General features: G+C 40.3%; 16 protein-coding genes and 2 pseudogenes. 3 read left to right on the top strand and 15 right to left on the bottom strand.

Annotated features, from left to right (window positions below; genetic code table 11):
• Positions 1-136: 136 nt before the first annotated feature.
• The 3 genes from MKY50_RS09835 to yneA form a co-directional block, all read right to left on the bottom strand.
• Positions 137-370: a DUF896 domain-containing protein gene (locus MKY50_RS09835; RefSeq protein WP_003231595.1), complete on the bottom strand. Its 234-nt coding sequence runs from the start codon at positions 368-370 to the stop codon at positions 137-139.
• A 63-nt stretch (positions 371-433) separates the two neighbouring features.
• Positions 434-1,087 (bottom strand): YneB family resolvase-like protein, encoded by a 654-nt coding sequence (locus MKY50_RS09830; RefSeq protein WP_015383764.1) that lies wholly within the window; start codon positions 1,085-1,087, stop codon positions 434-436.
• Positions 1,088-1,105: 18 nt separating this feature from the next.
• Positions 1,106-1,423 carry a cell division suppressor protein YneA gene (gene yneA, locus MKY50_RS09825; RefSeq protein WP_015252003.1) on the bottom strand — a complete coding sequence of 106 codons (318 nt, stop codon included), beginning with the start codon at positions 1,421-1,423 and terminating at the stop codon, positions 1,106-1,108.
• Between the two features lie 149 nt (positions 1,424-1,572).
• Here yneA and lexA point away from each other — a divergent pair, with 149 nt between their 5' ends.
• A complete protein-coding gene (lexA, locus tag MKY50_RS09820; protein ID WP_003238209.1) occupies positions 1,573-2,190 on the top strand; it encodes a transcriptional repressor LexA in 618 nt (205 codons plus the stop codon).
• Between the two features lie 286 nt (positions 2,191-2,476).
• On the opposite strand, the pseudogene MKY50_RS09815 reads toward lexA, so the two are convergent.
• Together MKY50_RS09815 and fosM are read right to left on the bottom strand one after the other, a co-directional pair.
• Positions 2,477-2,819: pseudogene (locus tag MKY50_RS09815) on the bottom strand (hypothetical protein).
• Positions 2,728-3,162 (bottom strand): FosM family fosfomycin resistance protein, encoded by a 435-nt coding sequence (gene fosM / locus MKY50_RS09810; protein WP_003231604.1) that lies wholly within the window; start codon positions 3,160-3,162, stop codon positions 2,728-2,730. Before fosM ends, MKY50_RS09815 begins: the two are co-directional and overlap by 92 nt.
• A 207-nt stretch (positions 3,163-3,369) precedes the next feature.
• Here fosM and MKY50_RS09805 point away from each other — a divergent pair, with 207 nt between their 5' ends.
• On the top strand, positions 3,370-3,819 hold the full coding sequence (locus tag MKY50_RS09805; RefSeq protein WP_003245454.1) for a YndM family protein: 450 nt from the start codon (positions 3,370-3,372) through the stop codon (positions 3,817-3,819).
• 26 nt (positions 3,820-3,845) lie between these two features.
• On the opposite strand, the gene pghL is transcribed toward MKY50_RS09805, so the two are convergent.
• The 10 genes and pseudogenes from pghL to MKY50_RS09755 all read right to left on the bottom strand — a co-directional run bounded on the left by pghL (position 3,846) and on the right by MKY50_RS09755 (position 12,959).
• On the bottom strand, positions 3,846-4,604 hold the full coding sequence (gene pghL, locus MKY50_RS09800) for a gamma-polyglutamate hydrolase PghL (RefSeq protein WP_119899451.1): 759 nt from the start codon (positions 4,602-4,604) through the stop codon (positions 3,846-3,848).
• Positions 4,605-4,827: 223 nt separating this feature from the next.
• Positions 4,828-5,142: a hypothetical protein gene (locus MKY50_RS09795; protein ID WP_201757448.1), complete on the bottom strand. Its 315-nt coding sequence runs from the start codon at positions 5,140-5,142 to the stop codon at positions 4,828-4,830.
• Positions 5,143-5,219: 77 nt separating this feature from the next.
• On the bottom strand, positions 5,220-6,860 hold the full coding sequence (locus MKY50_RS09790; protein WP_341116562.1) for a YndJ family protein: 1,641 nt from the start codon (positions 6,858-6,860) through the stop codon (positions 5,220-5,222).
• The gene (locus MKY50_RS09785) at positions 6,857-7,474 is read right to left on the bottom strand and encodes a DUF4166 domain-containing protein (protein ID WP_338381962.1); all 618 of its coding nucleotides are present in this window, start codon (positions 7,472-7,474) and stop codon (positions 6,857-6,859) included. The genes MKY50_RS09790 and MKY50_RS09785 overlap by 4 nt, the downstream gene beginning before the upstream one ends.
• Positions 7,475-7,478: 4 nt before the next feature.
• Positions 7,479-8,285: a hypothetical protein gene (locus tag MKY50_RS09780; RefSeq protein ID WP_029726668.1), complete on the bottom strand. Its 807-nt coding sequence runs from the start codon at positions 8,283-8,285 to the stop codon at positions 7,479-7,481.
• A 146-nt stretch (positions 8,286-8,431) separates the two neighbouring features.
• On the bottom strand, positions 8,432-9,646 hold the full coding sequence (locus tag MKY50_RS09775) for a Ger(x)C family spore germination protein (protein WP_341116561.1): 1,215 nt from the start codon (positions 9,644-9,646) through the stop codon (positions 8,432-8,434).
• Complete coding sequence (locus MKY50_RS09770) at positions 9,636-10,727, bottom strand: spore germination protein (RefSeq protein WP_088326105.1); 1,092 nt, start codon at positions 10,725-10,727, stop codon at positions 9,636-9,638. Before MKY50_RS09770 ends, MKY50_RS09775 begins: the two co-directional genes overlap by 11 nt.
• A gap of 29 nt (positions 10,728-10,756) precedes the next feature.
• Positions 10,757-12,315 (bottom strand): annotated as a pseudogene (locus tag MKY50_RS09765) (spore germination protein).
• 295 nt (positions 12,316-12,610) lie between these two features.
• Positions 12,611-12,799 carry a hypothetical protein gene (locus tag MKY50_RS09760; protein ID WP_014476925.1) on the bottom strand — a complete coding sequence of 63 codons (189 nt, stop codon included), beginning with the start codon at positions 12,797-12,799 and terminating at the stop codon, positions 12,611-12,613.
• Between the two features lie 37 nt (positions 12,800-12,836).
• Positions 12,837-12,959, bottom strand: a complete 123-nt coding sequence (locus MKY50_RS09755) for a hypothetical protein (protein WP_256683449.1) — start codon at positions 12,957-12,959, stop codon at positions 12,837-12,839.
• Positions 12,960-13,108: 149 nt separating this feature from the next.
• Here MKY50_RS09755 and MKY50_RS09750 point away from each other — a divergent pair, with 149 nt between their 5' ends.
• Positions 13,109-13,543 carry an SRPBCC family protein gene (locus MKY50_RS09750; protein WP_003231627.1) on the top strand — a complete coding sequence of 145 codons (435 nt, stop codon included), beginning with the start codon at positions 13,109-13,111 and terminating at the stop codon, positions 13,541-13,543.
• The last annotated feature ends 33 nt before the right edge of the window (positions 13,544-13,576 follow it).

Genomic DNA, 13,576 nt, shown 5'->3' with positions numbered 1-13,576 from the left:
CATCATAAATGTCTGACGACTTTTTCTCAACTGTTTCAGCTTAAATTTGAGAGAAACTTGTTGAATTTTGTCATATAAGAGTTTTGATTATAGTATATGCAAAAGAGGAATACGATATTGCCGTATTCCTCTTATATTAGTGAAGTTTGTTATTTCTTTGTTCTCTTTTTAGCTTTTCTGGTGTAACATCATTGCCTTCTGGGTCAATGATTTTCACACTTTTTAACGTGTTCTTCATAGAAGAACGAAAACCTTTCAAGTACTCTTGACGGAGCTTTTGCTGTTCGGCTTTTTCTTCTTCTGTAATAACGCCAGCTTTAGCTTTGGCAGCAAGTTCATTAATTCTGGCAATTTTCGCGTTTGAAATCATGTTAAACTCCTTTATTGCATTTTGTCTATATAGTACTAGATCAAAAAAAGTTTTACAACTGATTCACTCTGCTGTCTCTTCATTCTCTATGTATTCCTGAAAACGCCGGTGAACGGTTGCTTTAGAGACATCATAGCCAAACCCTCTTAGGGTAGCCGCGATTTCAGCAAACGTCAGTTTATTCGCTCTCAGGCGGACGATCTCAGAGATTGGCACCTCTATTTTTTCTTTTCCACTGTTCTCATGTTGGTTTTTTAAGTTTTTTTGCGGTTTAAAACCGTTTTTTACTGCACGTTTCATTCCCCGTCTGATTTTCATGTTGTGAATCTTTCGCTGATACTCTTCCACAATGCTGACGATTTCCAAGACCATTGAGTCAGCCTCCGATAACTCCAGTTCACCTCTATGAGCCGTTGTATAGACTTTCACACCTTCTCTATAAATACAATGAAGCAGTGCGATTTTTGCGTTTCCCCGTCCGAGCCTTGTCTCATCCTGAACCAAAATGACATCAATTCCAGCGTTCTTAATCTCATCAAGCAGCTCAAATACACCATCCCGATCCATTTCATATCCGCTGGCTTTTTCTGAAATCACTTTGACCACTTCCATGCCGTTCTCCGCTGCAATAGCCGTAAGCTCCTCCTCCTGCCGCTTTAATGACGTTTCCTGCTGTTCTTTATTTGTGCTTACACGGGCATAAATGAGTGCTTTCATTTTATCTCTCTTTCCTCTCTATTTTACAGTTGCTAATTCATATGCATCCTGATGCTTCTTTTTCAATGGGATCACTAACTCATCACCCGGCTGGATATCAGAGGTTTGAAGTTGATTTTTATCAGCTACCCATTCAATAAAATCATTTTTGTTTATCTTTTTTGTATCTGCTACCTGATCAGCAATTGACCAGAGTGTGTCGCCTTGCTGGACTTCTATTTTAACATACTGATTAAGCTCTTGGCCGCTGCTTGTATATGACAGCATAAGGATAACCGCGCTCAAAATCACTGTGAACAGACCGACAAAAATAATAGATTCTTTACTCATGATCATAACCTCCAACAGGAATGTTTGTTCGCATTTTTATAATTTCAGTATATACGAACAAACGTTTCTGTCAATTGTTTTTTCGAACCTATGTTTGTACTGTAAGGAAAATCATGCTATAATCTTCTTAAAATCGACGTTTTGAGGTGCGAAAAATGACGAAGCTATCAAAAAGGCAACTTGATATCCTCCGTTTTATTAAAGCAGAGGTTAAATCAAAAGGATATCCGCCTTCCGTGAGAGAGATCGGAGAGGCTGTCGGGCTTGCGTCCAGCTCTACTGTCCACGGCCATTTGGCCCGCTTGGAAACAAAAGGGCTGATCAGACGGGATCCGACAAAACCAAGAGCAATAGAAATTCTTGATGAAGAAGTAGACATTCCGCAAAGCCAGGTCGTTAATGTACCGGTCATCGGGAAAGTCACGGCGGGATCTCCTATTACAGCAGTAGAAAATATTGAAGAATATTTTCCGCTCCCAGACCGCATGGTTCCTCCAGACGAGCATGTATTTATGCTGGAGATTATGGGAGACAGTATGATAGATGCTGGTATTCTCGATAAGGACTATGTCATCGTTAAACAGCAAAACACAGCGAACAATGGGGAAATTGTAGTTGCGATGACAGAAGATGATGAAGCAACTGTAAAACGATTCTATAAAGAGGATACCCACATTCGCTTGCAGCCTGAGAACCCAACGATGGAACCTATCATTTTGCAGAATGTCAGCATTCTAGGGAAAGTGATTGGCGTGTTCAGAACCGTCCATTAATCTATTGATCTATCAGATGCATAAAATAACCCCCTCTTCCTTTACGGAGAGGGGGTTTGTTGTTCAAAAAAAGCAGGCTCGCCCTGACTTTTGGGTGCGAGCCTGAATAGGAGGAAAAAGAACATCATGTTTACACCATAATTATCCACCAAAAGATTGTTGAAGTCAAGAAATTTTCTTTCCTTTAGGAAACTTTTATCAAAATATGAACATTTAAAATATTAGACGCCATCTTCTTAAAAACGTTTCATTTTTTAGGTCGTGGAAGGATACGGTTTCATATTTCTTAAGGGGCGAAGCAATTGAAATATACTGAAAATTTAGTACATAGTTTAATTAGTTCAACATTCTGATAAAACAGCTCGCTTTCTTCATATAAAATGTAATATGTATTTCAATTTCACCTTCACCCAATCACTTGTGCAGTTCAAAAGATATGGCATCGTTGAACAAGTCGGGTAGAAACCTTCCCCAAACATAAAGTCTCCACCAACACCCTTCTTTAAATTTAACCTTATATGAAATATGGTTGTGATATCAAAAGGCCGTTTCATCATAAAAGTGCATATGCGTTTTTTCTTGTTTGTAATATCGAAGCCTGTCTTGAAGGGTTCCGGTATGAAATTCAAATTTGTGGCCGTCAGGGTCGGTAAAATAAATTGATTTTCGATCGCGTTCATCTCGTTCTCTGCCAGGCAGAATATTGACATGAAGTCTTTTTAATTTAGCTGACATCTCCTCAAATTCATGATCTTCAATTGTAAAAGCAATATGGGTATAAGAAAGCTTAATGTCATTTCTCGGGATGTCTGGTTCTTCATTAAGCGCTAGCCAGATGCCGTTCATATCAAAATATGCAGTTGTTCTTCCCTTTACCAAAAGCTTTGCACCAAACACTTTTTGATAAAAATCAATCGATGTATCCAAATGCGAAACTGAAAATAGCAAGTGATTGATTCCTTTTATCTCCACAAATCATTCCCCCCTTGAAAGCTGATCATCCACATATACGACTTTTTTCATAAGAAAGTTTCATACAGCTGAAAAAAATACCAGTGTAAACAAAAACGGACTGTTTAAAATAGTAACATGACCATTATGAATGGTTTTGAATTGCATTATTTATCATTTGTTTACGCCCAAGAATTTTCTTCAAAAAATAACAATTTAGGTGGTCAAATGAAACATATCATTGCGCTTGCTTCAAAGATTGCTTTCACTCTCGCCCTTTTATATGTGATTTTGGACAGAGTCTATCACGCATCCTTCTTAAGTGTGATGTTTATTGCACTTTTCTTAGGTTTTGTTTCCTATCTTTCTGGTGACATGCTCGTCTTACCCAGAACAAACAATATTACAGCTTCATTGGCTGACTTTGGCCTTTCATTCGTTATTCTTTGGGTATTTGTTTTAACCCAAACAAGAAACGATTTCTCACCATTTGGAGCGGCTCTCCTTTCCGCTGCCTGTCTTACTGTTTTTGAATACTTTTTTCATCGGTATTTACTGAAAAATGTGCTTGATGAAAATTTCCGAAATGAACTGTCAGCGAGAGATAACACGTTGCAGTATCAAACGGAAGCCGCGGACGAGCTGTTTCCCGAAACGAAAGAGAAGCATAAGGAATAGGAGGCTGTCTTATCGCCTCCTATTTTTCAGTAGCTATTTTTGAGAAAACGGAACATCACTTCTGTAAACTCATAAAACCTCTCATTTTGAGTAACAGCTCTGCTTTTTAAAGAAAAGATGCCGAACAAAGACTTTCGAAACCCTGTGCTCATTTCTATCTGAATACTTAAACCTGTTTTTGATTTATTTGCAATGTTATTCGGACTAACGCCCGCATGCGGATGGTCCGTATTGAGCAATACAGCAGGAAAACCGGCATGCTGCAATTTCTCAACTAAATCTGCCGCTCTTACGCGATCTGTACCGCCGACTTCGATCTGCTGATCTTCTTCTGCGTACCCGTGTAATGAAATGACATATTCATGATTTCCCGTCATTTTAAGGGCCCGAGGTTCATCAAAGTGCGTGCTCGTAATGTGCAGGACTGAGTTTCCTGCCGATTTTAAGCCTTCAAATAAATACATCGAGTACTCTTTGCTGAGCTCTCTCGCTACTTCACTTGTCCCGCCTTCAATACCTCCTCCGTGAATAGCTAAAACAAGAACAGGGCTTCCGGTTTCTTTCGTAACAACGCCGTAATCAGAAGGATCTTCATTGTTTTTTAATTCCTCAAAATTCTGATATACATCTTCAGCATAAATTGAAGAAATCGGAGTAAATACCATAAAAATAAACAATAATTTTACAATTTTAATAGTTGATGGAAAACGTTTGGCTATGTTACAATCAACATGCTTCAAGGAATGGAGCAAACGGCGGAGCAGGGATACTTTGGCCGGTTTCATCTACTCCGCCTCTAAGTCCAAATCAACAGGATGTAGGTCTCTTTGAGGCTTTAGCACGAATTCTCTCGTCCTCCTTGTTAAATTTTTGTTAAATTCACAATATTATATACCATTAGCCCGGGCGCTGTTCTTCTCATTTTTGAATTTATGAAAAGTAAGCTGGCACCACCTCCCCCATTTCCATACAAAACAAAAATGCACCTGCCCTTTGGCCTGTGCATTTTTATTTTCTCTTCATTCTTCGTTTTTTTACTTGATTTAATTTCATGATGTTTTTTTCAATTTTTCTTATGTTTCGCCTTTGCGGGATTGTTTTCATTTCATAATAAACAGAAATAAACCCGCTTAATGTCACTGCTGCAATATAAAGGGCGCGCTGTTTGATCATCCGGTCAGCTTGTCCATGATCATTCGCTTCTTTTTCCAGCCTTTCGATCACAGTTTTATCAAACAGCTGATCGACATACACTTGTTTCATTCCCACTGCAAACCCCGCAGCCAGCCAAAGAATCAGAAATAAACTGATATAAAACACCATAAACCCTTCCTTTCCTGTCTTGATGCGGTGCAGAATTTTGAAATGCAGCAACTGGCAGACGAAGCTTCTTCTTTGTGTTAGGTTCTTTCAATAGGCTGGTTAATATGTGTAATGCTGTAATGAACAGTTAGAAATTTTAATCCAAACAGCCACATATGATGAACAGCGGTTAATTTGTTGTCATGTGCAGCTTCTATCAGAAAGGTTTCAGATAAAGGAAGCGGACAAGTTCCCGCTCTTGTTTGCAGATAAATTCCTTCATCCCCCGCTCTGCTTTTTCTCCGCCTGCTTGTTAAAACCAGCTTCTCCTGGTGATGATATGGTTTTAAAATACCTGTCATGCTGCTGAATGGAAGCGGTAAAGAAATATTCATATACCCCTCTCCATTTGAACGATACACTGAATAAAGAGCGGTAAAAATGGTTTCGTTTTTTTCATTTGTTCTAATCCAGGCACGTACTCTTTCCCTTCCGTCTTTTTTCGAATGAACACCTTTTATCTTGCTGTACATCCTATACCAGTCAGGGTTCGTCGAAAGATGTATTTGGCCGATTCTTCTGCTGAACCATTCGTAAATAATTGCAAGCGGCCGAAACCACGTGCTCCATGTTACTTTTGCTTTAATATTGTATTCGATGGTTTGTTCATAAAACGAAAGAATGAGCGGCGCCAGTTTTTCTGGTGAAAAATCTTTTGAACGCAGGCTGCCCATATCATCCACAAGTCCGCTGTACCGAGCGTTATTTTCAGCTTGAATGTTAGCTAAAAATTCTTCTCCAATCTTTCTTTTTCCGTAGATACGGCTGAATGTCTTTACACTGTCTGCATCAAAAGGTTTCGCATCCTCTATTCTCCACCCTATGAGAGTGGGCAAGATAACACCAAACGCGTTGACAAAACCGTGAATCCAAATCATCTGATTGATGGTCAATGTAACTTCTTGCCGAAATACACCAAAAGAATAAATCATCGAGAAAGCAATCGTTATCATTAAAACAGCGGAAGAAAGCCGAATAAGAAATGTCCCCGTCTTGGTGCGAAAAGCTGCCGTGAACACCAAAAATGCATGAAGATAAATCGCCGCCATATAAATGCTAACCGCAATGACATCAAGTGTTTTTGAATATGTGATGCCCAGTGCGATAAGAAGGGGCGAAAGCAAAATCACCCATGTTATCCAACTGTACAACATCCGATGTTTTCTAATGGTTCTGCCGAGTAAACCGTTAAAGATCGGGATCAGAAAAGCAGAATAGTGAAAGTGGACAGCAGTCAGCAAAATGATGAGAGGGCCAAATTGCATGATCTGCAAATGGGCAGCATAAGCAAAAAACCAAAATCCTCCTCCCGCCAAATAAATAAGGCCGAACAAAACTGATGTCTCTTCGATTCTATGTATCTTTGTTTCCCAAAGGCGGAAGATCGCATACAATGCAATAAAAACTGTGTACATCCACCAGATAAGCGCGAAACCTCCAACCTCCGTCACTAGAGCCAGCACCGCAAAGAATGCGGCTGCCGGATACCACTGGATTAGCCCATATTCCATAAACTGAGCAGCACGAACCGGAGATTGACGAAAAACAAAAGGAAAAATTCCCGGCACGAAAAATAGAATGGATAACAAAACGAGTGCCTCTGCCACTGAAATATCCGGTGCTTCTGCTGCAAGAAATCCTATAAAACAAAGCGCACTGACTATGCCAGTTCGTTTCATGATTCTCTCTCTTCCTCCTGAAACGTTCCTTTATAAAAGAAAAGAGTGCCGAGAATTGTATTTTGCACATGCACTTCAATGGTGAAACAATTCTTTCTATCATCAAACGTTTCGCAAACTACGGATGTACCGGTCAGCCATTTCGGCAGCGGGATTCTTTTTCCGCATATTAATAGCCATTGCTTTCCCGATGTGATCGTAAGAGAGCCGTCATGAGATGCCTCGAACGTCAAAACAGACAGCAGCAGATGAGGTTTGCCGAAGAAATCAAGTATTCTATTTTCTTTCTCGTCATATATCATTAACGCATCAAAGAAACGTTTTTTGCCTTTAAAGAAAAATGTACGATTCCATTCTATTCCTGTATGTTGCGATTTCAAAAGACAAGTTCTATTTTGTATTGTAAATGGAATGTCTTTGCCTCTTTCTGAAAAGAAGCATCTGAAAAAAACACCTAGCTTTAACAGCATTCTAACCAGAAAAGAGCCTCCGCTTATTTCTGACATCGTTCCCGTCCCGCTGAATGTATGAGACCCGTCTAATTGGTACCGTTTCTGCAGCTTGGGATGCAGCAAATGATAGTTAATAATTGATTTTTCATAAATCGAACTCACAATGTCACTTCTTTCTCTTTCGTTTTGTGCGCCTGGCACTGGGGAGCTGCAGGCTAAGAGCGCCGCTTGCAGCGGAAAACACACTCAATAGAACCCACATGAATATTTCGGAACCTAGACAAGCAAACCCAGCAAAAATACAAGCCTGGACACCATGAATGATCCATTTTCTTTTTAAAGGAATCAGCCACAAAATAGCTAAGCCTATCTCCGCTGTTCCTGCCAATATGCTTGTCTCAACACCTGCAAAGCCTTGATAGAACCAAAACAGGCTGAAAAACAGACACATGAACACATAGATGATAGCGGATCGAATGAAGCGCTTCGGATGTTTATTTTGCTCTACCCAAAGCCTTAATGCATCAAAGCTCCAGGCAGTCGCCCAGCCAAGCAGCGGCCGAAATAATAAACGATCAATCCATCTTCCCAGCAGTCCGTAGGCTGTTTTGTATTGGTACTGTGTTAAAAACGTCATTTTCCCATTTTCTCTCTCTATATACTTCCAGTAGCCGCTTCCATGCCGAATCAGAGATAATGGATGATCAGAGCCAAAAGCCAGTGAAGAAGACCTTTCAGATGAACATTTGTTGAAAACACCGACGGTTTCTCCTGTACCTGACACCTTTAATCCAAAGCCTACCCTTGTTTCGTAAAGAAACTTCTGTTTTTCGCATGGCTGACTATTCAAATACGTAATATTTGAAAACCGGAGATCCCATTCCTTATGCAGTGATGGGTTTTGTGTATATTCCCAGAGTGTATCCAGATCAGATTTCATTTCGATTTCTACATAAATCGGTTTCTGCCTCACAGCCCCTTCTCCCTTCTATTTCAAGCAATTCCTATATTAGCATATTGGTCGATTCGTTAAGTGTATATCTCTCCAAAAAAAGTATCTTTATCCTAAAAAATGCATAAAAAAGAGAAGAGAGGTTTCCTTCTCTTCCTTGGGATTCATTACTGAGTTTTAACCGTGCCATAATGAGTAATTGTGACGTTCACACTGTATGTGATGTCGGCTTTACTGAAGGTGTCATCCCAGTTATTTTTCACCCTTTTCCATAAGTGAGGATATGTAAGTCTAAAAGATTCATCAAAACCCGCAACATCTGCTTTATAATCATGCTGAATTTTTTTTAATACCTGACCAACTATTTTCTTTACCTCGTTTTCAATAGTCGTTTCGAGACGATCTATAAACTGGGTGTCCAACGCCTCTTTTGTGTTCCAGTTTTCAACCAAATCGCCTTCTGATTCAATATCGACATGGAATGAAATATCTTTCCCTTTTACGATTGGCTGAATTTTGCTTTTGATTTTATTGATATCGTACGCTAGTGTCTGTTGGCTCTTTTTATCATGGCTTTTGACAACTCCGCCTTTCCCTTCTCCTCTAATCCATGTAATCCCCTCAGTTTCATATTCATTTAAAGTGCCTATCATTTTTTTCGATTTTCCGTTGATTACAGCTGCTCCGGAATATTTGACCGCTCCATTGGCCGCAACCACATTTTGCAGTAAAAAGCTGCTGCCAGAATGCAGTTTTCCAATTAGTTTCGCGAGTGTCATAGGGGGAAGAATTCTGGAAACTTTATGTTCATTTTCACCTAATCCAATCAGCCGAAATGCCGGAATTTCTCCGTTCTCTTTCAGCTGGAGAGCGTCTCTTGCTTCCCCTTTAGCAGATAAAACAAGACAGCTCAGCCTAATTTCATTATCACGAAAAAATTGATCCAGCATTTCGTCGATAGGAAATGTGTGCAGCACATCTTCACTCATGACAACAACTTTTAAATGCGGGCTAAACACTTCTCGGTCCCGTCTTAATGCAACCTCACTTCCGATCTGCTGTAATGAATCCCCTGTTTCACTTATATTAATGTACGCTTTTTGCGCTCCTTGTCCGCTACCGCCTCCCCCGCTTGTGCCCGCGCCTGCCGCTTTTTCATTAACAAATTGATAGGTCAGCGTAATGTTGTCTTTTTTCGGATAGCTCCCGCCCTCTTCTTTTAACTCTTTTTCAGTGTTCGTTTCTTTTCCTTTATCAATTGCGATAGCGAATGTGAGACCGAGATCTTCTATTTCCCGACTGCTCCAGCATCCTGTTACGCAAATCAGCAGCAGACATACTATGACCATAGCAGGCAATTGACGTTTTAGTTTACTTTTCACCTCTTTTCCTCCATTTCGAAATGACTAACAGCAAAATCGGCAAAGCGCCAAATATATACAAAGCGATATGACTGACCGTATCGCCCAATATAAAGACGTCATTTTCATTTTTCGGCATGCAAGAGAGGATATATATAACAGGAAGCAGCCCAAACATACATGAAAGGGGTTTCTTTTTAAAAACTTGTGAGACTCCCAGGGAAGCTGCATAAAAAGTGATAATAAACGTGGCAAAAAGCTGCATAATCCAAATCACAAGGAGAAATGATTCAAACCGTTCAAATATTAAACCAGGTATTTCAAAACTTCTCATCAGGTCAAGCCCCGGCCATGTTCTCGTCACAACTCCCTCAACTGATAGTGCACCGATGACCATAATCATCGTAATCATATAAAAACTGGTCACAACGCCTGTCCCGATCACAACTGCTTTCACCGCATTTTTCGGCTTTTTCATAAATGCTACTAAAATGAACATAATTTCTGAACATGTAAATGAAAGGTTCGTTGTCTTTACACCTCTAAGAACCGGCATGATTCCATCACCTAATACAGGGCGCAAATTGTTGATCTCAAATATGCCTAAACTCATGAGGGCTATCGTTAAAAAGATGATGACCGTAATCGGAAAAATCATTTCAAAAAGCCGTGCAATCGGATCTAGGCCTTGTGTAATTGAATAAAGCCCAATCCAAAGAACTGTCATAATGATGGCCCAAGACGGTGTCCCTTCGAGGAGAAAAAAATCCACGATTTCGGACATGACTCTGACTTCAAATGCACCGAGTGCCAGAAAATAAGTAATAAAAACAATACTGATCAGATGCCCGAGCCATTTTCCTACAATATGTCGGGAGTATTCATAAAAGGTCTCCTTAGGATACTGCTGGCTTAATTTAACTATCATCATCCCGGCTATTACCGCTAGGACCCCGCCTAATAAAACTGAAATCCATCCATCTGGAGATTGTGTTTGTTCTGTTACTGTCCGAGGGAGCGTAAGAACTCCGGCAGCAAGCATATAATTAATGATGATAATCGTTGCCTGAGCGGTTGTGATTTTACTGGTTGGGCTGAACATGAGACTTTATCACCATCCTGTCGAGTTCATCACTTCACCCGTTTTGTATTATCTGTATTCATCATTTTAGGCCGGCGCTTCATGACTAAAAGAGGCATTCTGATAACAAAGTCTTTCCAATCTTTTAAGTGATAGGGCACTGCCGGACTTGCGTATGGCACACCAAAGCTCTTTAGCTTTACGACATGGCTGCTTAGCAGCAGTAATACATAATGACTCCAAACAATCCAAACACCGCCGCACAAAACATCGCGCCAAACCGAAGCATCCGAAGTGCTATACCTGTGCTATAATGCGGGATGGCAAATGAAGAAATTGCTGTGAGCGCAACAACAATGACCATGATTGGACTGACAATCCCCGCCTGCACAGCTGCTTCCCCGATGATTAATCCGCCAACTATGCCTATTGCGGGTCCAATTGGTTTTGGCAAACGAAGCCCCGCCTCTCTTAAAATTTCAATCGCGACTTCCATAAATAAGGCTTCAATCAGAGATGGGAACGGAACACCTTGGCGCGTCCCGGAAATTGAAATCGCCAGCTTGGTCGGAATTAACCCAGGATGAAAAGAAATAAATGATATATATAAAGCGGGTGCGAATAACGTTATCATTGCTGCGATGAACCTCAGCAATCTGATGAGCGAGCTCGGGAACCACCGTTCATAATAATCTTCAGGCGATTGAAGCATCATGCTGAAAGTGACTGGAACAATCAAAGCAAACGGAGTGCCGTCAAGCAGAATAGCTACTCTTCCTTCCATTAATCCGCTTATGACGCGATCAGGACGTTCTGTACTCTGTACTTGCGGGAACGGGCTCAAATAATTATCCTCAATTAACTGTTCAACGTAGCCTGACTCCGGCAAATGATCGATCTCAATCCCTCTCACTCTTTTTCTTACTTCCTCGACTACTTTTGGATCTGCAATGTCATTCATATAAGCGATAATTAAATCCTTTTTTAATCGTGTTCCTACTTCAAATCTCTGCAATGTTAATTGATCATTTTTTCCTTGCTGTCTCAAAAGAGCTGTATTCGTACTCAACTCTTCTGTAAAGCCTGTGCGCGGCCCTCTGACAAGCGCTTCTGAAAGCGGCTCCTCGATACTTCGATTTTGTTTTTTTACAGTTCCCAGAAGAAAGGCCTGCGGTATTCCATCGATGAGAAGCGCTGTCGAACCCATGAAAACATTCAACACGATATCACTGATTTTCTCTGAATCTATGACATCACCGATTGATACGATTTGATTTTTTATCTGTTTCGAAGTTAAAATACCTTTGCCGGATTGAGAAATTTCATCGCTTACCTGATTAGGTTGATTCATGACTAACACTGATAGTCCTTTATTAATCAAGTCCTGATCAGACAGTCCTTCAACAAAGATCAATGCCGCTTTCACATGTAATTGAGTGATTTCAAGCTCACGGAAATGAACGTCCCCGTTATGTCCTATTTTTCTTTTTACATGTTCTAAGTCGTATCCGATGTTACCGGTTAACACATCCTGATCCTTTTCAGCTGTTGAATGATCTGATTTATGCTGCTTCTGTGTTTTGTACTGATTGCTCCGCCACCTCATCATTGCACCTTCTTATACATGAATCCAAGTAAACACTTTATAGATTGCATATGGAACGAGAAATACTACTAACGCTTGAAACCACACATTCCAGTCAGTAAGTGTTGATATCATGTTATCCATCTGTCAGTTCCCCTCTCTCTAATAGGATTATTTTTCCCGTATACCTATTTTTTATGTTCGTCTTTTTTCTCAATAAAAAAAGCATGATGAACATTTCATCATGCTTTTAAAGAAATCAACCTGACCATTTTGCATTATTAAACACAAAATGAGCCTTTTAGCAGTCTGGGATAAACTAAAATTCCAGCTTGAAGCTTTCTGCCTGATCTGAAACTTCCACAGGAATCCCCATTATCGTTTTCGGTTTGGAAACGTAAACAAAGCGCATTTCTTCCTCTAATTGCTGAAACACTTTTTCACTAACTATAATTCTGGCCGGCTTCCCTGGACTGTTATCAATGGCTGCTTTGATTTTTCCAAGCATAAAAAACCTCCTGTTTTAGAAAATGGCACATTTACTATTAAAACAAAAATCGCAAAATAAATTGGCTGAACAGGAATTCCGGTTCAAACATAACAGTTGCGGCTGAGCAAACAAGAATGAACGAAATGACAATATACACATCTCTCTCTTTTTCGTGCATGCAGAATTCTCCCATTCACAGATCAGACTGGCGACTGACACGCTGTTCAACAGCAGCTCTAGCATAATTAATGCACGCTATGGACATGATCTTATTAGTTATTATATGATTGAATTGAAAAAAACATCATATGTCAAGAGGTAAACGAAATGGCTCAAAACAACGAAAATGCATTACCGGATATTACAAAAAGCATTACGCTGGAGGCTCCCATTCAGAAAGTCTGGGAGACAGTCTCTACTTCAGAAGGCATTGCCAAGTGGTTTATGCCCAATGACTTTCAGCTCAAAGAAGGACAAGAATTTCACTTACAATCGCCGTTTGGGCCGTCCCCTTGTAAAGTTTTGGCTGTTCAAGCTCCAACTGAACTTTCTTTTGAATGGGATACAGAAGGATGGGTCGTTACCTTTCAATTAGAAGACTTGGGGGAAAAGACAGGGTTTACCCTTATTCACAGCGGCTGGAAAGAGCCGAATGAAGTGATCGGCAAAGCAAACGAGAAAAGCTCCGTCGTTCGCGGTAAGATGGATGGCGGCTGGACTGGCATTGTAAATGAACGGCTTCGTAAGGCTGTCGAAGAATAAAAAAGAGAGAGGTATCTCTCTTTTTTGTTTTTT

It is taken from the genome of Bacillus sp. FSL R7-0685 (genome assembly GCF_038002425.1).
GTDB classification, from domain to species: Bacteria; Bacillota; Bacilli; order Bacillales; family Bacillaceae; genus Bacillus; species Bacillus subtilis.
This window is presented reverse-complemented; position numbering and strand designations above follow the sequence as displayed.